At 53.1% G+C, this 24374-nt stretch carries 22 protein-coding genes and 1 other RNA gene; 7 read left to right on the top strand and 16 right to left on the bottom strand.

Annotated elements, in window-relative coordinates:
• Nucleotides 1–37: 37 nt before the first annotated feature.
• A complete protein-coding gene (locus BM485_17445) occupies nt 38–1168 on the bottom strand; it encodes a DNA polymerase III subunit beta (GenBank protein ID OKY73606.1) in 1131 nt (376 codons plus the stop codon).
• A 420-nt stretch (nt 1169–1588) separates the two neighbouring features.
• On the opposite strand from BM485_17445, the gene BM485_17440 reads away from it, so the two are divergent.
• The 3 genes from BM485_17440 (at nt 1589) to BM485_17430 (ending at nt 4739) form a co-directional block, all read left to right on the top strand.
• Nucleotides 1589–2521 (top strand): hypothetical protein, encoded by a 933-nt coding sequence (locus BM485_17440; protein ID OKY73605.1) that lies wholly within the window; start codon nt 1589–1591, stop codon nt 2519–2521.
• The gene (locus tag BM485_17435; GenBank protein ID OKY73604.1) at nt 2508–3536 is read left to right on the top strand and encodes a rod shape-determining protein; all 1029 of its coding nucleotides are present in this window, start codon (nt 2508–2510) and stop codon (nt 3534–3536) included. The genes BM485_17440 and BM485_17435 overlap by 14 nt, the downstream gene beginning before the upstream one ends.
• A 93-nt stretch (nt 3537–3629) precedes the next feature.
• Nucleotides 3630–4739, top strand: coding sequence for a hypothetical protein (locus BM485_17430; protein OKY73603.1), 1110 nt, complete (start codon nt 3630–3632; stop codon nt 4737–4739).
• Here the strand turns inward: BM485_17430 and BM485_17425 are convergent.
• Nucleotides 4709–5851, bottom strand: coding sequence for an S-methyl-5-thioribose-1-phosphate isomerase (locus BM485_17425; GenBank protein OKY73602.1), 1143 nt, complete (start codon nt 5849–5851; stop codon nt 4709–4711). The genes BM485_17430 and BM485_17425 overlap by 31 nt on opposite strands.
• Nucleotides 5852–6181: 330 nt before the next feature.
• Between BM485_17425 and BM485_17420 the strand changes: the two genes are divergently transcribed.
• On the top strand, nt 6182–6907 hold the full coding sequence (locus BM485_17420; GenBank protein ID OKY73601.1) for a hypothetical protein: 726 nt from the start codon (nt 6182–6184) through the stop codon (nt 6905–6907).
• A 38-nt stretch (nt 6908–6945) separates the two neighbouring features.
• On the opposite strand, the gene BM485_17415 is transcribed toward BM485_17420, so the two are convergent.
• The 13 genes from BM485_17415 to BM485_17355 form a co-directional block, all read right to left on the bottom strand.
• Entirely contained in the window at nt 6946–8631 is a 1686-nt protein-coding gene (locus BM485_17415) for a hypothetical protein (GenBank protein ID OKY73600.1), read from the bottom strand.
• On the bottom strand, nt 8624–11302 hold the full coding sequence (locus BM485_17410) for a DNA mismatch repair protein MutS (protein ID OKY73599.1): 2679 nt from the start codon (nt 11300–11302) through the stop codon (nt 8624–8626). Before BM485_17410 ends, BM485_17415 begins: the two co-directional genes overlap by 8 nt.
• Complete coding sequence (locus BM485_17405; GenBank protein OKY73598.1) at nt 11299–11796, bottom strand: HIT family hydrolase; 498 nt, start codon at nt 11794–11796, stop codon at nt 11299–11301. Before BM485_17405 ends, BM485_17410 begins: the two co-directional genes overlap by 4 nt.
• A 3-nt stretch (nt 11797–11799) precedes the next feature.
• Entirely contained in the window at nt 11800–12297 is a 498-nt protein-coding gene (locus BM485_17400) for a YfcE family phosphodiesterase (protein OKY73597.1), read from the bottom strand.
• Nucleotides 12294–12611: a YggU family protein gene (locus BM485_17395; protein OKY73596.1), complete on the bottom strand. Its 318-nt coding sequence runs from the start codon at nt 12609–12611 to the stop codon at nt 12294–12296. Before BM485_17395 ends, BM485_17400 begins: the two co-directional genes overlap by 4 nt.
• Nucleotides 12608–13405, bottom strand: coding sequence for a hypothetical protein (locus BM485_17390; GenBank protein OKY73595.1), 798 nt, complete (start codon nt 13403–13405; stop codon nt 12608–12610). Before BM485_17390 ends, BM485_17395 begins: the two co-directional genes overlap by 4 nt.
• A 45-nt stretch (nt 13406–13450) precedes the next feature.
• Nucleotides 13451–13753 carry a hypothetical protein gene (locus tag BM485_17385; protein OKY73594.1) on the bottom strand — a complete coding sequence of 101 codons (303 nt, stop codon included), beginning with the start codon at nt 13751–13753 and terminating at the stop codon, nt 13451–13453.
• 142 nt (nt 13754–13895) lie between these two features.
• Nucleotides 13896–14645, bottom strand: a complete 750-nt coding sequence (locus BM485_17380; protein ID OKY73593.1) for a hypothetical protein — start codon at nt 14643–14645, stop codon at nt 13896–13898.
• 5 nt (nt 14646–14650) lie between these two features.
• Nucleotides 14651–15391, bottom strand: coding sequence for a hypothetical protein (locus BM485_17375; GenBank protein OKY73592.1), 741 nt, complete (start codon nt 15389–15391; stop codon nt 14651–14653).
• Nucleotides 15392–15394: 3 nt separating this feature from the next.
• Nucleotides 15395–17320 (bottom strand): methionine--tRNA ligase, encoded by a 1926-nt coding sequence (locus BM485_17370; GenBank protein ID OKY73591.1) that lies wholly within the window; start codon nt 17318–17320, stop codon nt 15395–15397.
• Entirely contained in the window at nt 17317–18255 is a 939-nt protein-coding gene (locus tag BM485_17365) for a hypothetical protein (protein ID OKY73590.1), read from the bottom strand. The genes BM485_17370 and BM485_17365 overlap by 4 nt, the downstream gene beginning before the upstream one ends.
• 160 nt (nt 18256–18415) lie before the next feature.
• Entirely contained in the window at nt 18416–19408 is a 993-nt protein-coding gene (locus BM485_17360) for a DNA polymerase III subunit delta' (protein ID OKY73589.1), read from the bottom strand.
• A gap of 18 nt (nt 19409–19426) precedes the next feature.
• Nucleotides 19427–20482, bottom strand: coding sequence for a hypothetical protein (locus tag BM485_17355; GenBank protein ID OKY73588.1), 1056 nt, complete (start codon nt 20480–20482; stop codon nt 19427–19429).
• Nucleotides 20483–20680: 198 nt separating this feature from the next.
• On the opposite strand from BM485_17355, the gene BM485_17350 reads away from it, so the two are divergent.
• From BM485_17350 to ssrA, 3 genes are all read left to right on the top strand, one after another.
• Nucleotides 20681–22492, top strand: a complete 1812-nt coding sequence (locus tag BM485_17350; protein OKY73587.1) for a type II secretion system protein E — start codon at nt 20681–20683, stop codon at nt 22490–22492.
• A gap of 25 nt (nt 22493–22517) precedes the next feature.
• Nucleotides 22518–22973: an SsrA-binding protein gene (locus BM485_17345; protein ID OKY73586.1), complete on the top strand. Its 456-nt coding sequence runs from the start codon at nt 22518–22520 to the stop codon at nt 22971–22973.
• Nucleotides 22974–23002: 29 nt separating this feature from the next.
• Nucleotides 23003–23362, top strand: a transfer-messenger RNA (tmRNA) gene (gene ssrA, locus BM485_17340).
• Nucleotides 23363–23781: 419 nt separating this feature from the next.
• Here ssrA and BM485_17335 read toward each other — a convergent pair.
• Entirely contained in the window at nt 23782–24204 is a 423-nt protein-coding gene (locus BM485_17335) for a hypothetical protein (protein ID OKY73585.1), read from the bottom strand.
• Nucleotides 24205–24374 lie beyond the last annotated feature (170 nt).

Raw genomic sequence — 24374 nt, 5'->3', positions numbered from 1 at the left:
TTTCTGATTTAATAGTGAAACAAAATTTAACGCGTTTTCATATTTCCATCGGCATGATGATACTTATAAAATCAGGTTCGTTTTCCGAATATATCATGCATGGCTTATCTTTTCCGGAAATAAAAATTTTCACATCTTCCGCTGTCATCACCTGCAGCGTATCTATGAAATATCTGCCGTTAAATCCAAGCTTCAGTGGTTCGCCCGTGTAGTTGATCGGATGGTTTTCCTTGGCATTGCCTAAATCCATGCTTTGGGAACTCAGGATTATTTCATTGTTTTCCATCACGCATTTGACGACATTGAATCGATCTTCGGTAAAAAGATTCATTCGTTTCATGGCATTGAGAAGTGTGAGTCTTTTTATTTCAATAAAATTATCTTTGTTTATTATCTTAAGAAGATTTCTGAAATTGGGGAAATCCCCATTCATGAGGCGAATGATAAGAATTGCATTTTTGCTTTTCAGCACTGCCTGCTTTTCTTCAAAACCAAGCAACACCTCTTTGAAATTTTCACAGAATTTTTTTATTTCCTGCACACCCTTCCTGGGAATAAGGGTTGTTTTTTCCAGATGAAAACGGGAGATATCGCCTTCAATCTCTTTTTTCATCAAGGAAAGCCGGTGACCGTCGGAAGAAACCATGCGAAGAAAGTTTTTAGTGTCCTCTTGCTCTTTTTCAACCAGAACGCCGGTCAGGGTGAAATTGCTTTCCGTATCTGAGGCAACGGAAAAAATGGTTTTTTCGATAAGATCTCTGATATCATCGGAATTGACCTTGATCAAAAAATCTTCATCATACTCGGGGAAAGAAGGAAATTCCTCCGCGGCCATTCCGGCCATATTGTAATCACTGCTGTCCGCCGTGATTCTAACCCAGTTATTTTCCCTTTCCTCCAGATGAATATGAGAGGAATTTGATTCCCGGACAATTTCAAAAAGTTTTTTTGCCGGCAAGGTCAATTTTCCCGGGGAAAGAATTTCCGCCGGTATGTCCAGGCGTATCCCTATCTCAAGATCGGTTCCGGTCAATTCCAGAAAATCAGCTTTGCTGCGCAACAGGACATTGGATAAAATAGCCATTGTTCCTGTTTTTCCCGTTACATTCTGCATAGCTGCGAGTGCCGACAATAAATCTTCCCGAGCAATATTAAGAACAAGAGACATAGATAACCTTTTTAAATGGATTGGGTGGAAGGTGGTTTTTCAACCAAGGAAGTTTAAAAAAATAAGATATTTTAAAAAATACTTTATTGTTATTAAATCTGTTATAATGTGGATAAATGATATAACAGATTAATTTAATTATATTTTTTAGTAAGATTAGGTTTTGTTTAAGTTTGTGATAATTTACGCTGAAAAACTTATCAACAGGTTATCGGGATCAATTCAACACGTTGTGAAGGAGTCCCCTCGGAAAAACAATAATTATCACTGAAAAACAAAATGTTACGATGCGAAATTATAGTTTAAAACGCAAAAAAATTCAATACTAATAGTGCAAGTAAAATTCTTTTTCGCGTTTCTTTTTTTTATATAAAAAAATAGAAAAATCAATTAGTTAAAAAATAATTTTCATTTTCCGAAATGAGACGAAAATCCCGCATAAACGAGTTCGTCGAACTCATCTCCAATATCATGGAATCCTTTACAGCCATAGTCTTTCTGGTTGATGAAAATGAAACCGATTTGTTACGAATAAAAGCCTTTTATTCTCTCAGTAAAAATATTAAAGAAGAATGCCTGTTGCGAAGTGGGGAAGGTATTGTCGGGTGGGTGTTTCGGGAGCAGAAAACCGTTCTGGCCGCATACTTTGATAAAAGAGACGCAACCACGCTTCAATTTTATGATAAAGATGAAGAGATAAAGTCGCTGCTGGCCGTTCCTCTCGCGGGAAAAGCAGGGGTTCTCTATGTCGACAGTAAAAAAAGTTATGTTTTTACCGAAGAACGCGAGAAAATATTGAAACAAATGGGTCATATTCTTTGTTCCATTATAAATACGGAAAATGAAATTAAGGAAAAAAGGACCAATGAAAAATTACTTTCATTTTCTTTAAATATTAACGAAATAACAGTTAATACAAAAAACAGAAAAGAATTTGTTGAGAAAATATTATATCAAATGTTTGATATGTTTTGTTTGGGTATAGTAGTATTTTTGATCGAAAGTGAAAAAATCTATTATTTGTATAATTCAGATAATAAAAAACATTTTAATGAATCAAATTTTGATTTTTATGATAAATATGGATTGTCAGGTTGGATTATAAAAAATAATCAAGAATTACTTCTTGAAAAAATAAGTAAAAATGAAAAATCATATATCGTAAACAAAAATGAAAAGTTTGATGATTTAACAAATTTTTTAGGATTACCTCTTTTTTTAGATGAAAAAAGAGGTGTTATTTCCTTTGTCAAAAAAAATAATGAAAAATGGTTATCAAAAGAAAAAAAACTTTTGACTTTTATAAGTGATCTTTTTTTTAAGGAATATTTTCAAAAAAATGAGCCTGTTTAAGTTACCTGCACTTTTTTCAAAAAATATGGCAATGGATCTGGGCACAGCCAATACCCTTATTTATGTCAAGGGTCAGGGAATCGTGCTGAATGAACCGTCGGTTGTCGCCTACAATACCTATTCAAAAGAAATACTTGCGGTGGGGAAATCGGCAAAAAAATACCTGGGAAGGACCCCGCAGCATATAAGTGCTGTTCGTCCCATGAAAGACGGGGTGATAGCTGATTTTGTCGTCACCCAGGCCATGATTCGCCATTTTTTTCTGAAAATTCAAAGGATGAGCCGTTTCTTTAAACCGAAGGTGGTTATCTGTGTGCCGACCGGCATCACCCAGGTGGAAAAAAAGGCGGTGGTCGAGGCTGCTGAAGAAGTGGGATGCGGCAAGGTGTATCTGATAGAAGAACCGATGGCGGCTGCTATCGGTGCCGGTCTCGATGTCAGTGAAAACAGAGGAAGAATGATCATTGACATCGGAGGCGGAACCACGGAGGTGGCGGTCATCACCATGTCGTCGGTGGCTTATTGCGAATCGATCAAGGTGGCCGGTGATGAACTCAATGAAGCCATTATCCGCCATCTCCTGACCAAACATAAGATATATATCGGCGAAAACAGTGCGGAAAAATGCAAAATAGAGATTGGCTCCGCCCTTGATACCCACGGGTATTTTGACTCCTACAGTCTTATCGGCAAGGATGCGTTAACCAGCAATCCGAAAGAGGTGTCTCTCACGTCCGAGGAAATACGAACGGCGTTGCGGGAGCCGGTCAAGGCCATTGTTGAAGCGGTGCGGAGGGCTCTGGAAAAAACCCCGACCGAACTGGTGACCGATATTTACGAGGAAGGAATTTATATGGCGGGCGGCGGCTCCCTGCTGCGTGGTCTTGACAAGCTGATAGAGCGGGAAACCAAGATTGACTGTCATCTCACCAGTGATCCGCTTCTTGCCATTGCCATGGGCAGCGGCATTGCCCTGGAAAATCTGAAAGGGTATAGAAAGGTTTTTATTAATTAGGGCAAACCCTGCTTTGGACTATTTTGTTATGGCTGCCTGTGCCGTTTCCGCCATCCTGATGACGACATCACATTGTGACCGCGGCCCCCAAGGATGAAAAATATTCCTTCAGCCTTTCTGCAACGACTTGATCCCCTTTTGCAAGAAGCCTTGGCCGGTAATGTTTTTTCCGGTGCCGCGGTGGGCCTTTGTTTGCCCGGAGCAGGGGAAAAAAGATTTTCCTCGGTATGGGGCAAGAGTTCGCTCCTGCCCGGCTCACCCCAAATTACCAAACACACTCTTTTTGATCTCGCCTCCCTCACCAAACCGCTGGCCACCACCCTGGCTCTTCTTTGTCTTGAGCAGGAAGGCAAAATAGTACTTGATGAAAGTCTGCCTTCTCTTCTGGAAAAAGAAGACGCATGCGCGGGCAAACAAGATATTACCCTGCGGCATCTGCTTAATCACTGCTCCGGTTTTGCCGCCCATCGTCCTTATTTTAAAGAGCTCATCCACATTGATCCGCAACAAAGAAAAAATTGGCTGCTTGATGCCGTTTTACGGGAAAAGCTTGCCTATCAACCGGGCACCAAGAGCGTCTACAGTGATCTGGGCTTTATTCTCCTGGGTCTGATTGTTGAGAAAAAGTCCGGTTTCGCCCTGGACAGCTATGTGCAGCAGGTCGTGATGGAGCCAGTTGGGCTTGGCGGCACAATTATTTTCAATCCCCTGGAAAAGAAAAAAAATGATTTTGCCGCAACGGAACGCTGTCCATGGCGGAACAGGGTGCTTCGGGGAGAGGTGCATGATGATAATACCTTTGCCGTGGGCGGGGTGTCGGGGCAGGCGGGATTGTTCGGTGATGTTGACGGCGTTCTTGCGCTTGTTTCCCTGTTGCTTGGTGTTTTGACAAAGAAACAACATCATCCGTCATTTTCCGCGGACCGGCTGCGACACTTCTGTCACAGGCAGGATATGGCGCCCGGCAGCAGCTGGGCGCTCGGGTTTGATACGCCGTCGCCGGAAGGGTCATCCGCCGGCAGCTTTATAAGTGCAAACAGCGTCGGTCATCTCGGTTTTACCGGCACCTCATTCTGGATTGATATCGACAGGGAGGTTGCCGTTGTCCTGCTGACCAACCGCGTGCATCCCACCAGGGAAAACAATCTGATAAAACAATTTCGGCCGCGCTTTCATGATACGCTGTTTGCCGCGCTTTCCTGATCCGGGTTCTTTTTTTCCGGAAACATGTTCAGGATGGCATCGCGGTTGGCCGCGACCACCCCTCTTTCCGTTATCAGCGCCGTGACCAGCCGCGCCGGGGTGACATCGAAACCGTAATTAAGCGATCTGGTGTTTTCCGGTGGAATCAGCACGGTTTCCATCCTGTGTTGCGCGGTAAGACCGGAAACGTAATTGACCTCATCCCCGGAGCGCTCCTCAATGGGAATATCGCGAATGCCGTCCCGAAGCTCCCAGTCAAAGGTTGAAGATGGAAGCGCGACATAAAAAGGTACATTGTTGTCCCGCGCCGCCAGGGCCTTCAGATATGTTCCTATTTTGTTGGCCACGTCGCCGGTGAAGGTGGTGCGGTCCGTGCCGACAATGACCAGATCCACCATGCCGTGCTGCATGAGATGTCCGCCGGTATTGTCGGCGATCAGGGTGTGCGGCACCCCTTCCTCCTTCAGTTCCCAGGAGGTCAGCCGGGCGCCCTGCAGCCAGGGTCGGGTTTCATCGACATAGACATGTACCTTGATGCCCGCGTGGTGCGCGGCATAGATGGGCGCGGTCGCTGAACCGAAATCAACAAAGGCCAGCCAGCCGGCATTGCAGTGGGTCAGAATATTGACCGGTTTCCCACCTTTTTTCCGGCTGATCGCCTCGATCAGCCGGAGACCGTGCTTTCCTATTTGCCGACAGAACAAGGCATCTTCATCGGCGATGCAACAGGCGGTGCGGAATGCGTTTTCGGCTTTTTCCTTTTTTCCGTGTGCTTTATGTATTTCCGTCAGCTGTCTTTCCACCGCCCAGGCGAGATTTTTCGCGGTGGGCCGGGTTGCCAGCAGTTTTTCCGCGCACTGTTCGATAAAATCATCAGGATTTTTTTCAGGTGCGGAAAGAGCGGCGCAATACATGCCGAATCCGGCGGCGGCGCCGATAAGTCCTGCGCCCCGCACATGCATTTCGCGGATGGCCGCGGCAAAATCATCAATGGTGTGAAGGTCTTCAATGAGAAACTGATGGGGAAGAAAACGCTGGTCGATGATCTTGATGATGGTTTGGTTGTCGGGATCCGGCCAGATGGTGCGGTAATGGCGATTGTTAATTTTCATGTTTCAGGCTTTCGCTATCGGCGATAAGATTGACGGAAATGGGTTTGCGTTGAAACCTTAAAGAAATTTGCTGAGCAGAAAGAAGGTGAGAAGACCCAAACCTATGGATCCGTAAATAACCAGTCAGGGCGTGCAATTGCTGCTTTTTATTATTTTTTTTATGAAAATGATTCCAACGGCAACGGAAATTATGGCATAGATGACTGTTTTCATTGGTTTTTCCCGGCGGTTAAACTGCTGTTCGTTTGCCGGCTTCATATGACGGCAGTATATTTTTTGCTATGTAATCAACGTTATCACGTTATGCGCATGAGTTCAATCATTGGAAAAATGGCAAAATCAGGCAGATATTTCAGGGAGGCCCTGCTTGATCTCTGTTTTCCGCCCTTTTGCCTCGCCTGCAACGAATCACTGGCGGACGGCACCTTTCTTTTCTGTGACGAGTGTTTCGGCAAAATAAAATTCATCAAGGGCCCGTACTGTTTCTGCTGCGGCAGGCCATACGCTTCCGGTGAAAATCATCTTTGCTCCCTGTGCCTGAAAAAAGGCAGGCATTTTCACCTGGCACGTGCCGTTGTTCTCTATAACGAAACCGTGGCTGTGTCTATCCGTGCCTTCAAATTCAGGGGCAGAAAGGCCGCTTTGTCGACCTTTCAGAAGATGAAAGAACAGAGCCTGTGCTGCCGTGACCTCGGCGATCCGGACATCATCATCCCCGTTCCCCTTCATCCCAAGCGCCTGCGGAAGCGGGGATTTAATCAGGCGCTGCTGCTCGCCCGCCTCTTTTTTCCCGATCAAGGGGGGAAAATTGAAAAATCCCTTTTGCTGCGCCGGCGTGATACGGTTTCCCAGACCGGCCTTGACGGCATGTCCCGCCGCAAAAATATGAAGGATGCCTTTGTCGTCAAGCGGCCGGATCTGGTAAACGGAAAACATGTCATCGTGGTGGACGATGTCTTCACCACCGGCACGACGGTGGATGAATGTGCCAGAGTGCTCATGGCGGCGGGGGCAAAACGGGTTGAGGTGCTGACCCTGGCCCGGGTTGATAAATAGGCACGCCTTTGCCGATCAAGGAAAATCCGCCACAAAGGTCACAGGCCGTTGAGGTTGGCTGCGTAGTGCCGCACACCATCGGCGATATGACGGGCCACCGCTTCAAGATAGCGATCATCCCGCAGCCGTTTTTCGTCTTCACTGTTGCTTAAAAAGGCGATCTCGGTGAGAACCGCCGGCATCTGGGCGCCGATCAGGACGATGAACGGCGCTTTCTTTACTCCCAGGTTGTTGACTCTGTATTGCCGGTTCAAACCGGTTATCAGCGTGTTCTGGACACTGCCGGCAAAGCGGACCGACTCTTCTATCTTGCTGTTTTGCATCAGGTCTTGCAAGATATTCTGCAGATCGCTGAGCCGGCTTGCCGATGCGGCATTTTCCAGGGCCGCCGCCTGCATCTCCTCCCGGCTGGTGGCAAGACTGAGATAATAGGTTTCCACGCCGCTGGCGCTTCTGTTCTCGGCTGAATTGGCATGAATGGAGAGAAAGAGATCCGCGTCCCGTGTGTTGGCAATGGCGGTTCGTTCCTCGAGCGGCAGAAAAACATCCCTGTCCCGGGTGAGAATGACATTGAAAGCAGTTTCCTTCCGCAGGATGTCCGCCACCTTTTTCGCCACTTTCAGCACGATGTCCTTTTCCTTGAGACCGTTGTTTCCCAGGGCGCCGGGATCCTTGCCGCCGTGTCCCGGATCGATGACGATGTTTTTCACCCCGAGCCCGAACTGCTCGGCCAGGGTGGGCAACCGGTCCGCGGTCCTGGTTTTCACTTTTGCCGGTGTCGTCTTCGGTCTGATCTGCGGCGGTTTCTTTGCCTGCTGCCGTGTGCCGGTAACGTCGATCACCACCCGGAACGGGTCGTCAAGGGCAAAAACCTTGTGACTGCCCACCGATTCCGTATCAAGCACCACCCGCACCGTGTCCTGATTGAACTGGGCCCCTCGCACCCGTTTCAGCAGGCCGTCGCTGATGGGGATGGGGTTCTGAAAGGTCGGCGCTATCCGGCAGTTGAAGAGATCAATATAAAGCCTTTTGGGCAGGCCTTTTTCCGCCGGCAAAAAGGCTTCCTTGAACTGAATCGGCTCGCTTGTTTCAATGACAATGCGGGTATAGTCCTTGGTTGACCAGAATTTGATGGGCTGGCTGAGGTGTGCCGGGGCGGATTGCTGCCTGGGGCTGCTTTGCGCGGCACCGTTTTGGGGAAAAGTTTTTATTTCCCGCAGTTTGTCCGCCGCCGCGGCCGCCATGTCGCCCTGGGGGTAAACGGTGATAAGGCGGGCAAGGAGCATTTCCGCCTTTTTGCCGTTTTCCTTTTTATCGATGGAGATGACGGCGAGATGAAAAAGCGCGTCATCCGCCAGGCTGTGCCCGGGAAAGATCATGGTCAGATCTTCATAATAGCCGGCTGCTTCGGTCAGGTCATGGGAATCATGAAAACGGTCATACATCTCATTGTAGATTTTCCCCAGCATATAAAGACAAAAAGGGGCCTTATCGTGCCCCGGGTCCTGATGATAGGCCTTCTGGAACATTTTTACGCCGTCCAGCCAGCGCATGCGCTCCCGTTCCCCCTTGTTGAAGATGAGGTTGTTGTAAAAAGTCGCTGCTTTCCGGTAACGCTTTTCAGTCAGGGTGGAAGAATGCACGGCCGCGCTGTTGCTTGCCGGCAGGAGCAGACCGATCAGCAGAAAAAAAAGCAGACACAGGCAAACCGATCGGTTACGCATCTTTTTTCAGCTCATAAAGAAGGTTCAGGGCATCAAGGGGGGTTACATGGTCCAGTTCGATTTCCCGGATCTTTTTTCTGAGCGGATCGTCTTCCGGCGGGAAAAGGGCGAGCTGGCTCGGATGATTGGCGCGGGTTTTCTTATCAGGGGCGATGCGCGGCGCCCCTTCGCTGTTCAGTTCCTCTTTTTCGATATTGTGCAGCAGCTCCTTGGCCCGCTCCACCACCCTTTTGGGCACCCCGGCCAGTGCCGCCACCTGGATGCCGTAACTCTTGCTGGTGCCGCCGGGCAGCAGTTTATGGAGAAAGATGATGCTGTCATTCCACTCCCGTACCGCGATATGGAAATTCTGCACTCGGCTGTGGGTGAGACTCAGTTCGATCAGTTCATGGTAATGGGTGGCGAAGATGGTTTTCACCCCCTTGCCGTTGACGTTCGCCAGGTGTTCGGTGACCGCCCAGGCGATGGAAAGCCCGTCGTAGGTGCTGGTTCCCCGGCCGATTTCATCGAGCACCACCAGGCTTTTTTCCGTGGCGTTGTTCAAGATGTTGGCGGTTTCATTCATCTCCACCATGAAGGTTGACTGTCCGCGCCGCAAATCGTCCATGGCCCCCACCCGGGTGAAAATACGGTCAACCGCACCGATGCGGGCGGACGAGGCCGGGACAAAACCGCCCATCTGCGCCATGAGCACGATGAGTGCGGTCTGCCGCAGCACGGTGGATTTGCCCGCCATATTGGGGCCGGTGATGATCAGCACCTCCCGGCTTGTCTGGTCAAGATGAATATCGTTGGGAACAAAGCGGCCGACCGGCAATGCCCGTTCAATCACCGGGTGGCGTCCCTCGCGGATGATAATCTCTTCACCGTCGTCAACCTGGGGCCTGATATAATTGTAACGCCGCGCCACCTCGGCCATGGTGGTAAAGTAATCCACCCGGGCGATAAAGGAGGCTGTCTGGAGAATCCGTGAACTCCGGGCGGCCACCTGCTCCCTGATCCGGCTGAAAAGCTGATATTCAAGCTCAACCCGCTTTTCCTCGGCGCCGAGAACCTTGCTTTCAAACTCCTTCAACTCCGGGGTGATGAATCGTTCGGCATTGACCAGGGTCTGCTTGCGGATAAAGTTTTCCGGCACATTGGCCAGCTGCCCCTTGCTCACCTCGATAAAATAACCGAACACCTTATTAAAGCCGATCTTGAGCTTGGCGATGCCGGATCGCTGCCGCTCCTGTTCCTCCAGGGCAAGAATATGTTTTTTGCCGTCGGTCATGATGGAGACCAGATCATCGAGTTCCGGGTCGTATCCGGGCCGGATCAGTTTCCCCTCCCGCAGGGTCACCGGGCAATCCTCGCGAATGGCCTGTTCCAGAAGATGGTGGATATCCTCCAGGCAGTCAAGGTCGCGGCTTTCCTCCCGGAGAATGCCGCTGGTGTGGGATGCAAGCCGCTGCAGCCCCGGCAGCAGGGCAAGCGACTGTTTGAGCGCGTTCAGATCACGGCCGTTGGCGCTGCCCAGCACCACCCTGCTGTTGAGTCTTTCCAGGTCATACATGCCGGACAGGGCTTCCCGCAGGTGCCGGCGCAGTTCTTCGCCGTTTACCTCGGCGTCGATCTTCCCCTGGCCCGTCAGGGCGGCCAGGGAGGGACCCATCTTATCTTTGCCCTCGCAGAGAAAGGAAACCGTTTCAAGCCGTTTGTTGATTTCACCGGTGTCGCGCAACGGGAAAAGCAGATTTTTTTTCAGCAGCCGCGCGCCCATCGGCGTGCGGGTATGATCGAGTGTGGCCAGCAGCGATCCTTCCCGCTGGGCGCCGATGATGGTCTGGGTCAGTTCGAGGTTGCGGCGGGAGGAGTCGTCAACCAGCAGGACGTTGTCCCGTTCAATGGCAACGAGGCGCTCGATATGGGCCAGATCCGTTTTCTGGGTTTCCTGGATATATTTGAGCAGGGCGCCGGCTGCGGATACGCCTTCCTGGAAATGATCACAACCGAAGCCGGCCAGATTGGCGGTGCGAAAATGCTCCAGCAGGGTTTCTCCGGCCGTGTCCCGGTGAAAGGAAAAATGCGGTCGCCTGGTCAGGCAGGTCTGCGGCAGAGAGGGGGTGATGTCCGTGAGATACTCGGCCTCGTGGTCGGCCAGCAGCAGTTCGGCCGGCGCAAAGCGGGTCAGCTCATCCAGCAGTTCTTCCGGCGTATCGTATTCGCCCAGCAGAAATTCGCCGGTGGAGAGGTCAATCAGACTCAGTCCCCAGGCCTGGCGGTGGTAAAGCGCCGCAACATAGCGGTTCGATTTTTCATCAAGGATCTGCTCATCCGTTACCACCCCCGGGCTGATGACCCGGACCACTTCCCGCTTCACCACCCCTTTGGCCTCTTTCGGATCCTCCACCTGCTCACAGATCGCCACCCTGAATCCGTTGTTGACCAGTTTGGCCAGATAGGAGGAGGCGGCATGAAAAGGAACACCGCAGAGGGGAACCCGGTTTTCGTCATCCTTGCCGCTGCGCGAGGTCAGGGTGATGCCCAGCACCCGGGAGGCGGTGACCGCGTCTTCAAAGAACATCTCGTAAAAGTCGCCCAGACGGTAAAAGAGGATGGCGTCCCGGTGCTGCTCCTTGATCTCCATATACTGCCGGAGCATCGGCGTTATTTTCGGCTGGTTCGTCATGATGGGGAATGGTCCTGAAAATCGGGCAGCAGCATGTCATAGGTCTGGTCGATATGCTGGGGGATGGTGCGGATGTCGCTGATGACCGTCATGAAATTGTGGTCGCCCAGCCAGCGGGGCACCAGGTGAAAATGAAGATGATCCGCCAGGCCAGCTCCGGCGACGGCGCCGATGTTCAGGCCGATATTAAAGCCGTCGGGGCGCAGATGTTTTTTCAAAATAGCCTCGCTGCGGCGAATATGTTCCATGAGGGCGGCAGCCTCCCGGCTGGTGAGATCCGTCAGATCGGGAGCATGACGGACGGGGGCCACGAGAAGATGGCCGTTGGCGTAAGGAAAACGGTTGAGCAGGATTACTACCTCGCGGTCGCGATACAGCATCAACTCCTTTTTGTCGCAGCTCCTGTCCGGAGACCGCTCGAAAAGGCAGCCTGGTTCACGTTTTTCCGAGCCCAGGATATATTCCATCCGCCATGGGGTCCACAGATTCTTCATCGTTCACCGAAACTGCGGGACATCAAGGATCCGGCCGGTAAGCGCGGTTCCGGTTTCCAGCAGCGCATAGGTGCCCGGCGCGCCGTAGCGGCCCGAGCCCATGAAGCTTCCGGGGTTAATGAAAAGAATATCGTAGAGATGGCGGCACACCGGCCGGTGGGTATGGCCTGAAACGATACAGTCAACATCGGGAAATTCCCGGAGCAGAAAATCCTCCACATGGTGGCGGTAGCCCATGCCGTGGATCAGGCCGATGGAAAAACCGTCGATGCGGACAACCTTTTTTTCCGGCAGGCTGTTACGGGACGAGGCGTGGCACATATTGCCGTGCACCGCATGGACTTCCTTGCCCCGGAAGGCATCGAGGATACTGATGTCGGTGAGGTCGCCGGCATGGAGAATGACCGACGCATCGGCAAAACAGAGATCCACCGCTTGTTGAAAAGGGGGATCACGCCGGATCATGTGGGTGTCGGAAAGAATGCCGATTTTGGTTGTCATTTCTTCCCTTCATCCGATTGGCTGCGGCCTTCGAGAATTTTCTCCGCCTGCTCGATGCCGATTCCGTCAACCAGGCAGCGCTTGTGGCGGCTCTGCCGGCCGCTGATGATGGTGACGGAGGATTTTGTCACCCCGAAAAGTTTGGCGAGATAGGCAATCACCGCCTTATTTGCCTTGCCCTCCACGGGAGGGGCGGTCAGGGCGATTTTCAGTTCATTGCCGTGCAGACCGCAGACCGTATTTTTTGAGGACTTGGGCTGGATGTAGAGGGCGAGCGCAACCGATCTGTCGGAAACCGCCTCCATAAAACTCATTTCACCTTGACGTTTTCCAGAAGATCTTCGTCATAGTGGCCGTCAATGGCGATCTTCGGTTCATGTTCTTCGTCCAGGGGGTCATCAAGGGCAAACAGCATATCGCCTTCCAGATCGGGAATGGTCAGGTTCTTTCTTTCTTCTTCAGACTCAGGCTCAAGGGATTCATCGTCAATCAGGGCGCGGGCCATCGCTTTTTGCGTTTTTTCCTTCACTTCCTCGGTGTGATCGATTTCTTGCGGCAGATCTATTTTTTCATAAAGCGAATCAAGATCATCCTCTTTTTCAACCTCCCCCGGACTCTCCGTGATATCGGACTGCAACAGGGAAATCGGACTGTTTTCCTCGGCCGCCGGATCCCGGTCAAGGCGGTTGAGGTAATCCTGCAGATAGGCTTTCAGGTCGTATTTAATCTTTTCCTTGCTTTCCCGCAGCTCTTTTATCTGCTGCTGCAGGGTCTCCTGCTCTTCTTTTCCCGCCGCGCGCAGACGTTCGATTTTCTTTTCCGCCGCGCTCAGCATTTCCTGTGATTCCCTGCGGCTTTTTTCCATCATCTCGTCGGCAATCTTCTGGGCGGAAATAATGGCATGCTGGAAGGTTCTCTCCTGGGAATGAAACTCCTTGATGGTCATCTCCAGTTTGTCGACCTGTTCCTTGAGCAGTCTTTTTTCATCCTGCAGCAGGGCGTAATTTTCGGCAATGCGCTCGAGAAAGGCATCAACCTCTTCAACATCAAAACCGCGAAAACGGACATGAAACTGTTTTGTTTGGATATCTTCAGCAGTCAGCGACATACGCGCTCTCCTTGGACCTTAAAGTGTAAAGAAAATAATAGTGCATCAACCAAACGACCTGGCTATTCCGTGCAGGGTCGGAACAAGAAAGCTCTGCAAAAAAAGTATGACAAGAATAAGGATCATCGGCGAAAAATCAATTCCACCGACCGAGGAAAAGGGAATGATCCGTCTGATTTTTGATAAAACCGGTTCGGTGATGTCGTAGAGAAAACGGACGATGGGGTTATAGGGGTCGGGATTGACCCATGATATGATGGCCCGCCCGACAATAACCCACATGTAGGCGCCGAGAATAAAGTTTATCAGGTTGGCCACGGCACTGATAAAATTGCTGATTACAAACATGTTTTCTTCCTTATGATTCGGGAGTTACCCTGTGGATCTGGTTGCAAGTATGACGGCTTCGCATTCGTCCCGCCGTCGCTTCCGCGCGATGAGGTATCATGGAGTTTCATGCGCGAGCGGATGCGGGGTTTTGCCGCGACCGTCACAGAATGGTGTTGCAGATCTCCATGACCGCCATGCTGGCTTTTGCCTTGGGCTGGGAAACCAGAAACGGCTTCTGGCGGCGGACAGCCTGGGCCACCACGTTGTCCTGGGGAATGGCGCCCCGGTAATTGGGCGTGATTTTCAGGAAATTCTGCAAAACAGCACTCATGCTGTTAAAGACCTCCTGCCCCTCTTTTCTGCTTTTCACGTTATTGACGATCAAGTGGAAATTACTCTTATTATAACGTGTTTTCAAGACTTTAATCAATGCGTACGCATCGGTCATGGAGGTCGGGTCCGGGGAGAGGATGGTGAAATTGGTGTCCGCCCAGTCGTTGAACCAGAGAACCGAATCCCCTATTCCCGCCGCCGTATCCACCAGGACGAAATCGAATTTGCCGGTAATGTGTTCCAGGCTGTCGGTGAGAAACGCCTGCTCCTCATAGGAGAGACTGGCCATTTCCGGCACACCGGAGCTTGCCGGCAGGACAAAGAAGCCCGGCATGATTTCAATCAGTGTCTCCATCGGATCCCGGCCTTCTTCAACGATTTCCCGCATGGTGTGTTTGACGTTGAGGCCGAGCATGACATCAACATTGGCCAGACCGAGATCGCCGTCGATAACGAGAACCTGTTTGTTTTTCCCGGACAGGGCCGCGGCAAGGTTGATGGTAAACGAGGTTTTGCCGACCCCTCCCTTGCCGCTGCTGATGCAGATAACCTGCGGTTTTTTATTTGTCGTCGCCATTTTTTTTACTCTTTTTTTCCGCCGTGGATAAAGCTGAAAAGCTGGGCCCGTTCCTCGGCTGTTACCTGACAGAAGTCGTCGTGCTGTTCCTGGAAGGAGTGAAAAACCCGCCAGCCTTCCTCTTTTGCCCGCACAAGTTCTTGTGCCGCCCTGTCGATGAATCCGTCCACCGCCGGCACGTCCCTGGCCACGCAGACGTTCAGGCCGATGCAAACCCGCCGTGAAATTTCCGCGACACAGGCGCTATGGAGGATCCCGGCCTGGTCCAAGGCTTTTTTCCGGTTCAAACCGGGCAGCAGCAAGGCGACGGTGGATTTGTCATAGTGGGCCAGCAGGCTGTCCCGGCCAATCTCTTTTTTGATAATGGGCGCCGCTTTTTGAAGGGCATTGCCCGCCCTTGTCTCGTCAACCCGGATCAGCAGCAATGCACAGGGAATCCTGCTTTTTTTCACCCTGGCGAGTTCAACGGCCACATGGCTTCGGAAATTTTCCATCCCCGGCAGGCCGCTTTGTTTGTCCAGCAGGACAATGGACGGCTGCTGGTTGTTTCCGGCGCCGGCCTTGCGGCACAACTCTTTTTTTTGTGCCGCGGAAAGGCTGCTGTCAAGAAGCAAAAGGGCACGGGGGGTATCGGGGTTTTCTTCCAGCCGGACAAACTCCACGGCAAATCCCGCCGCTTGCTCTTCAACGAGGCGGAGAAAATCGGCAAAACCCGTGTTGCCTTCCTGCCGTCTGACCCGTGCCACGGTTTACGAAACCTTGCTTCCCGGGGTTACCGGCGCGGAGACGGCGGAGAGAAACAACCGGTCCTGATCCCTGACCGCCAGCACCATGCCGTGGGAGGTGATGCCCATGAGCTTGGCCGGTTTCAGGTTTGCCGCGATGATCACCTGTTTTCCCACCATCTCTTCCGGGCTGTAAAATTCAGCGATACCGGCGACAATAATGCGTTCCTCCGGCGCCTTGACGGTGAGCTTCAGCAAGCGGTCCGATTTTTTTATTTTTTCAGCGGCCATTACCTCGGCCACCCGCAGATCGACCTTTTTAAAATCATCAAAGGAGAGCAGCTCCTCTTCCGGTTGTTTTTCCTCGCTCACGACGGTTGTTTCCTTTGTGTTTGGTTGGGCGGGCCGAGCCGCCTCCTGTTTTTTCTTGCCGCTCTCAAGCCGGGGAAAAAGCGCCGGTGGAGTGGTGATCGCGCTTGCCGGCTGCAGCAGTCCCCAGACGGCCTGGTCGGTGAGATTGCCGTCCATGGGCAGGCCCAGGGCGAGCCGCATCTTGGCCGCCGTTTCCGGCATGACCGGCTGCAGGCAAAGGGAAATAAGGCGCAGTGTTTCCAGCAGGTAATAAAAAACCGTATTCAGCCGTTTTTGGTTGGCCGGATCCTTGGCAAGCTCCCAGGGGGCGGTTTCAACAATATATTTATTGGCCCGGCTGATCACCTCCCAGACGGCGGCCAAGGCCCGGTTAAAGGCAAAGCCGTCCATTTCCCTGTGAAATGTTTCCAGCATGGCTTGCGCCGCCCTTGCCAGTTCCCGGTCGATTTCCGTCGGCGTTCCCGGCGCCGGGGCGCGGCTGTCGGCGAACTTGGCGACCATGGTCAGCGAGCGGCTGAAGAGGTTGCCCAGGTCGTTGGCCAGATCCGAATTCTGCCGCGCCACCAGGGCATCGGAGGAATAGCCGGAATCCAGGCCAAAGGACATTTCCCGCAGGAGAAAATAGCGCACCGTGTCGGCGCCGTATGCCTCAACCATCTCCGCCGGGCGGACAACGTTGCCGAGGCTCTTGCTCATCTTGGTTTCGCCCACGTTCCAGTAGCCGTGCACGTGCAGTTTCCGGAAGGCGGGAAGGCCCATGGAGCGCAGCATGGTGGGCCAGTAAATGGCGTGGGGTTTGAGAATGTCCTTGGCGATGATATGTTCCGCCGCCGCCCAGTGGGAGGAAAACTCCGCGCCGCCGGGATAGCCGATGCCGGTAAGATAGTTGATCAGGGCATCGAACCAGACATAGGTGACGAACCGCGCATCAAAGGGCAGCGGGATGCCCCAGGTCAGCCGTGTGGTGGGCCGGGAGATGCAGAGATCCTCCAGCGGCTCTTTCAGGAAGGAAAGAACCTCGTTGCGATAGCGTTCCGGGGTGATGAAATCAGGATTCTTTTGAATATGATCGATAAGCCACTCCTGGTACCTGGACATGCGGAAAAAGTAGTTCTCCTCACTGATTTCGTCGGGAGTCGTCAGGTGGTCCGGGCATTTGCCGTCCAGCAGTTCCTTTTCAGTGAGAAAACGTTCACATCCCTTGCAGTACAGCCCGGAATACCGGCTGAAATAAATGTCTCCCTGGTCGTGGACCTTCTGCAGGATATCCTGTACCGTTTTGACGTGGAGCGGGTCCGTGGTGCGGATGAAGTTGTCCGGGGCGATGTTTAAAGGCGGCCAGGCCTCGCGGAATTGCCGGCTGATCCTGTCCACATATTCCTTGGGGGAAACGCCGGCTTTTTCCGCCGCCTGGACGATTTTGTCGCCGTGCTCATCCGTGCCGGTCTGGAAAAACACCTGGTCGCCGCAAAGCCTGCGGTAGCGGCAGTAGGTGTCGGCAACAATGGTGGAATAGGCGTGGCCCAGATGCGGTTGGGCGTTGACATAAAAAATCGGCGTGGTGATATAGCTGTTCATTGTTTTTTCTGTTTTGAGGTCTTTTCTTGTTTGGCCGGTTGTTGTTGTTTCTTGCGAGGCCGAGGAGGGGGTGGTGGTTGCTGGCGGCTGCCTTTCTGGTTCCCCTGTTCCCAGTCCTCCCGGGGGAGAATAACGGGTGTTTCCGGGGATTCCGGGTCAATGGCCGTGACGGTTTCGTCCAGGACGTTCTGGCCGATGATCTTGTAGGATTTGCCGTCCACCATCAGTTTTTTGCCGACCCGCGGCATCTCTTTTTTGATATCGCGATAGGTCGGGTATTCGTATGTCAGACAGCAAAGCAGGCGATTGCAGATACCGGAAATTTTCACCGGATTCAGCGGGAGGTTCTGTTCCTTGGCCATTTTGATCGACACCGGCGCGAAATTGTCGATATAGGAAGCGCAGCACAGCTCCCGGCCGCAGCAGCCCAGGCCGCCGATCATTTTTGTTTCATGGCGCACGCCGATCTGTCGCATTTCGACCCTGGTGCGGAATTCCTGGACCAGATCCTTGACCAGCTGGCGGAAGTCGACCCTGTTTTCCGCGGTAAAATAGAAAATGATTTTACTGCCGTTGAAAAACCTCTCCACCCGGATAAGTTTCATGGAAAGATCCTGCTTGGCGATCTGCTCCTGGCAGAAGGAAAATGCCTCCTGCTCCCTTTCCACCAGCCGTTCGTATTTTTCGATTTCATCACGGCTGCTGCGGCGCTGCATGGTATACGGCGTTTTGAGGGTACTGTCCTCATCCAGAATCGGGCCCAGACCGACAACCTTGGCCGGCTCCAGATTGTGGTCGGTCTGGATCATGACCATCTCCTTGATTTTCAGATTGTGAATCGGGGAGGTGGCGGAAAAGATCGGCCCTTTGTCGCGGAACTGGATTTTATAGAGTTTTTCCTGTTTGACGGGCTCTGTTTGCTGTTCCTGTTGCATGTTGTCGAGTCGTATTCCTGAGTTGTGTTCCGGTAATTTTTTCACCACGGAACCCGCGGAGGGCAGAGAAAAAAATCGACAAGAAGTTCCTCCGCGACCTGGGGGTGTTCCCTGGTTTGGCCGAAATGGTACGGATTTTCACCAAAGTTTGTATATACCATCAAACCAGGCCAAAGAAAAGCACTTCGCAAACCAGGGCCCGGTTGCAGTTGTGGAGAAGCTGCCGGCGGGCCCTGGTGATGAGAGAAAGTCGCTCGTTCAACTCTTCATCGCTCCATCTGGAGGCGGCGGCCGGTAAAATGTCGCGGAGATCATGATTGATCGTTCTTGCGGCGAGTCCCTGCCGGCTCAGCATGATATCCCGGATCCAGATGGTGAGGAGATCAAGCAGTTCTTCCAGGTTGTCCTTTGCTTCGGCCGCCCGCTCCGCCAGTTGGAAAACCGTTTCCACCGTCTCCGGCCGGCCCGGCGCAAGGGCAATGAGTTTTTCGACGATTTCCCGGCGCAGGGGCAGCAGTTCTTCGGCGGCAAGAAGGCGGGCCCTTCCCAGACTCCCTTCGGCAATGGCGCTGAGAGCCATGGCTTCCGTCCGGTCGATCTTGTCGTGCGTCAGTGCCTCGGCGACCGCTTCATAGGGCAGTGGAAAGAACGAGATAATCTGGCAGCGGGACAGGATGGTGGGCAGAATATCGCCCGCTTCGTCACCGGTCAGGATAAAGATGGTGTCGGCCGGCGGCTCCTCAAGGGTTTTCAGCAGGCTGTTGGTCGCCTCTTTTCGGCGCATGGTCAGGTGGATGTCGCGGATCAGCACAACCCGGAAACGAGCCTCAAAAGGCGGATAGGTGAGGGTTTTTTTCAACTCCCGAATCTGATCTATCTTGATGGCGGAGGTGCCCTGGGGAAGAATCTCCAGCAGATCCGGGTGGTTGCCGGACTGGTATTTGATACAGGAGGGGCAGACGCGGCAGATTTCCCCGTTGTTCGGCTCCCGGCAGTTCACCAGGGCGGCAAAGGCCAGGGCGCAGGTTTTTTTCCCCACCCCGGCCGGACCCCGGAAAAGATAGGCGTGGCCGGTTCTTTTGCCGTGAAAGGCGCTCAACAGAAACTGTTTCGCCTTTTCCTGGCCTATGATGGATGAAAACGTGATGAGCATGGAATAAAGACGACCGGGTCACAAATTTTGAAAAAGGCTGGGCCGGCGAACTTCTTCGTCGGTTGTTTCCTTTTTTCTTTTTTTCTGGACCGGGTCGTCCGCATCATCGGAACGGCCGGAGTGGCCGGAAAGAAAAAGAAAGCGTTCCAGGTTCCGCTGGTATTCGCTCCACTGATAGGTGTCTTCCGGTACCTGGGCGGAGAGGCGCTCCACATAATTGATTTTGGCGTCCAGGTCATCGATGAAGTTGAGGACAAAGGCCTCGTGCAGCATGGGCAGGGTCGGCGCGCCGAAATCGTGCCGGCCGTGATGGCTTAAAATGAGGTGTTTGATCCGCATGGCCAGTTCCGGAGGAAAATCCTTGATCCCGGCAACCTTTTTCCCCACCATCTCGACGCCGAGCACCATGTGGCCCATCAGCCTGCCCTGGTCGGTGTAGTCGAAAAGGCTGGAGGAAACGGACAGCTCCTCCACCTTGCCCACGTCGTGCAGGATGGCGCCGGCCATGAGCAGGGAGCGGTTGACCGAGGGATAGAGGCCGCACACCTTATCGGCCAGCCGGGCCACATGGAGGGTGTGCTCCAGCAGACCGCCCAGATAGGCGTGGTGCATGCTTTTGGCTGCCGGCGCCTTTTTGAATGCTGTAAAAAAAACCTCGTCATGGAAAAACTTGAGCAGCAGTTTGCGGAGAAAGGGGTTATCAACGCTTTTGGCGAGCGCGACCAGTTCCGCGGCCATTTCTTCGATGTCGCCGGAGGTGCAGGGGATAAAGCGGGCAAGATCCACTTCCTCCTCACCCTGCCGCCGCACCTCGCTGATGATGAGCTGCAGGGCGCCTTTGTAACTCTGGGCGCGACCGCTGACCGCCAGGGGCCGGCCGGGGACGCATTCCTGTTCCCAGCGATCCGCCTCGTCCCAGATGCGGCCGGTCAGCTCACCGGTTTTGTCCATCAGTTTCAGGGTCAGATACGGTTTTCCCGCCTTGGTTTCGGAACGGATCAGCTCCTTCAGGAGAAAGACGCCGTCAACCTGCAGGCCGTCCTGGATGTCGCGTATAAAGAGGGTGTCAGTCATGCTGTTGTTTATTTTCTGTTCGGTTGTCGGGCAATCGGGAGAGCGCCGTGGTCTGGATGAAGGAGCGGCTTTGTCGCATCTGCTCCGTATTTTCAGGTCGTTTCTTGTTTTTTGTGTTAAAATACCCTGATAAAAATGCTACCTTCACAAAATACGGTTTAAATCTAACATCTAACCGCTAAAACTTGAAACGTTTTTATGCAATATATTGATAACCCCGCATATCTGCTTGGCCTTCTCGTCCGGCAACGGCTTATTTCACCGGAGCAGGAAAAGATGGTTGCGCTCAAAAAGGACCAGCAGCGCCAGGTGTTGCTGCGCGCCCTGCGGGACCAGGAGAAAGGGAGAAAGGGCAAGCTCGAGGAAGAGGTTGATCTGGTCGATGTCCTTGTTTCGCTTAATTTGTTTATTCCCGGCCAGCAGAATGTCACCCTGACCGAAGAGATGATTGTCCGGGCCATTGCCGGCGACCTGGGGCTCCGTTTCAAAAAACTTGATCCCTTGAATCTTGAGCTGGACGTCGTCACCAAGACCATTCCCGAATCCTTTGCCCTGAAGCATCTGCTCCTGCCCTTTGCCGTGAAGAACGGGGTGCTGGAGGTGGCCATCTATGACCCGGAAAAGCGCGCCCTGCTGGACGACATCGAGAAGGCCAATCAGATCAAGGTGCGGGCCTACCTGACCACCAAAACCGACCTGAAAAAAATTCTTTCCGAGTTTTTCGGTTTTAAATCATCCATTTCCGCGGCCGAAACCCATCTCGGCGGCCCCCTGGTCGATCTGGGCAACCTGGAACAGTATGTCAAGATTTCCTCGGCCCGGGAAATTACCCCCACCGACCAGAACATCAAAACCGCGGTGGACCATCTGTTCAACTACGCCTTTGACGAGCGGGCAAGCGACATCCACATCGAGCCGAAACGGGACATCAGCCGGGTGCGGCTGCGGATTGACGGGGTGCTCCATACCATTTACGAGCTGCCCAAGGTGGTGCATGCGGCCATTATCTCCCGCATCAAGTTTCTTTCCCGGCTCGATATCGCCGAAAAACGGCGGCCCCAGGACGGACGCATCAAGGTGGACCGGGGCGGCAAGCAGGCGGAGATCAGGGTGTCAACCATCCCGGTGGCCTTCGGCGAAAAGGCGGTCATGCGTATCCTGAGCTCGGACATCCTTTTTCAGGATATCCGCTCCATCGGTTTTTCCGAGCGGGACCACGGGGTGTATAAAAAATTCATGGAGGCGCCGCACGGCATCGTGCTGGTCACCGGCCCCACCGGCAGCGGCAAGTCCACCACCCTCTACTCCACCCTGCAGAATCTGGCCTCGCCCGAGGTGAACATCGTTACCGTGGAAGATCCGGTGGAAATGATCCATGAATCATTCAATCAGATTGCCGTGCAGACGCAGGTCGATGTTACCTTTGCCACCATTTTGCGCAATATCCTGCGCCAGGATCCGGATATTATTATGATCGGCGAGATCCGCGACCTGGAGACGGCGACCAATGCCATCCAGGCGGCGCTTACCGGCCATCTGGTTTTCTCCACCCTGCATACCAATGATGCGGTGTCGGCCATCACCCGTTTGCTTGAGCTCGGCGTGCAGCCCTTTCTGGTCAGCTCCACCCTGCTCGGCGCCATGGCCCAGCGTCTGGTGCGCACCATCTGCCCCCATTGCGCGGAAAATTATACCCTGCCCACCGCCGACCTGCAGGGCTTCGGCTTTCCCCTGCCGGATCAGCCGACGCTCACCCTGCGCCGGGGCAAGGGGTGCCGCATGTGCCGGGGCACGGGGTTTCTCGGCCGCTGCGGTATTTTTGAGATTTTCCCCCTGTCGAGTCGGATCAAGCAGCTGGTCGGCCGCCAGGCAAACGCCGGTGAAATCGGCCGGGCGGCGCGAAGCGAGGGCATGACCACCCTGAAGGAAGATGCCTGGCAAAAGGTGATGCAGGGCGTCACCACCCATGAGGAGGCGATCCGGGTAACCGGGGCAGCCGAGCTTGATTAATAAATGGAACAAAGAAAGAACGTGAATGTCTGGTAAAATAGTAGCAACAAACAAGAAGGCGTATCATGAATACCATATTGACTCCGTCTTTGAGGCGGGCATGGTGTTGCTTGGCGCTGAGGTGAAATCCCTGCGCGCCGGTCGGGCCAATCTCAGGGACGGCTATGTAAAGATTAAAAACGGTGAGGTTTTTCTCTACAGCGTGCATATCTCGCCCTACAAGTTCACCACCCAGGACGCCCCTGACCCCTTGCGGGTAAGGAAGCTGCTGCTTTCGGCCCGGGAAATCAAAAAACTGATCGGCAAGGTGCAGGAAAAAGGATTTGCTTTAATACCAATAAAGATTTACTTTACCAGTAAGGGGTTGGCCAAGCTCGAACTGGGACTCTGCAAGGGGAAAACGCTGTATGACAAGCGCCACTCCATCAAGAAGAAAGAGTCCGACCGCGAGATGGACCGGCTGCGGAAAACCTATAAATAATTTTCAACCAACACACAAAATTCGCATAAGGGGGCGAAACGGATTCGACGGGGATATATAAGCTCAGGCTGCATACCGAGGTCTCTGATTGCTCGTTAAACGTCAGTACTTAAATATAGTCGCAGATGACTATGCATATGCTGTAGCAGCATAAATAAGCTACTGTCCTACCCGGTTGCTCCTGCGAAACCGGGATTGGGCATCGACTCAGCGGGATAGCTTCCATCTTTCACCTGTGGGAATGGCGGCGAAATAAAACAGAGGGTAGCGTCGAAAGTTTCTTGTCCTGGAGGAAGCAAGGCGCGATAAACAACTAAACAGGACTATGTATGTAGACGCTTGAAGGGGAGTATTTTCGGACGCGGGTTCGACTCCCGCCGCCTCCACCATTTAGAAAAGACAAACCCGTCTCTCTGGGGTCATTCTCCGGGGTGACGGGTTTTCTTTTTCCCCTTGTTTCTAAAGGGGTTGCGCCCGTTTCACATCTTTCCAAAGCACCTCTTCGCACCATCGATTCTCCCCATCCTCCCGCCTTTTTTTCTCTGTTTGGCCCCTGATTCTCTGTTTTCTCCGGACCAAGTCCGAAGCTCGTCCGGAAAGCTACATCCTTGATTGATATGGGTTTGCGGCTGGTTGCCGTTTTGGGCGGTTGTCTTAGGTCATCGTTCGATGCCGCAACCGGACGTTTTTTTCGAAATCACCCGCCTCGGCCATGAAAAGAAGCGTGGTCAACTCCGGTTTCCTGCCCCCTAAAGAAGAAAAGCCGACGCTGATGGTCGGCTCTCTGGGGTGGTCTCCGGTCCGGTCGTCAGTCGGTGGCGAAGCCGAACTGGCGGCGCTGCTCGGCCCAGTCCTCGGGGAAGGTCTGGGTCAGCTTGGCCAGCGAGAGCCCGTTGGGTTCCTCGCCGTTGATCAGGGCTTCGACGATGTCGGGGGCCAGGGTCGTCAGCTTGAGAATGCGGGCCACATACGAGCCATCGACGTCGAGGGTACGGGCAAGCTCGCTGATGGACTTGATCTGGCCGGATTCGAGGATGTCGGCCCAGGAAAAGGCCCTTCCCAGCGCCTGGAGGATGGCGGACTGCACCGGTTCCTGCGCTCCGGTGATTTCTCCATCCAGGGCCTGGGGAGCGATGACCGTCTTGCGGCCGCGCATGCGCCGGATCAGCATCGGGATGTGGATCTGCAGGTTGCCGTTGTCGGCAACGGTAATGGTCGGCTTCATTTTCATCGGCTTGCCCTCCGTTCGGTGACTTCGCATGCCAGACCGGCCAGCTCGGCGATGAGCGTTGTCAGCCCGTTGGTGCGCAGCTCCATGTCGATTCCGGTCTCGCGGATCTCGACCTTATCCACCAGGAGGCGGATGAGCCGGTTTCGCTCCACCGGGAAAAGGTCTTCCCA

Source organism: Desulfobulbaceae bacterium DB1 (assembly GCA_001914235.1).
Lineage (GTDB): Bacteria > Desulfobacterota > Desulfobulbia > Desulfobulbales > SURF-16 > DB1.
This window is presented reverse-complemented; position numbering and strand designations above follow the sequence as displayed.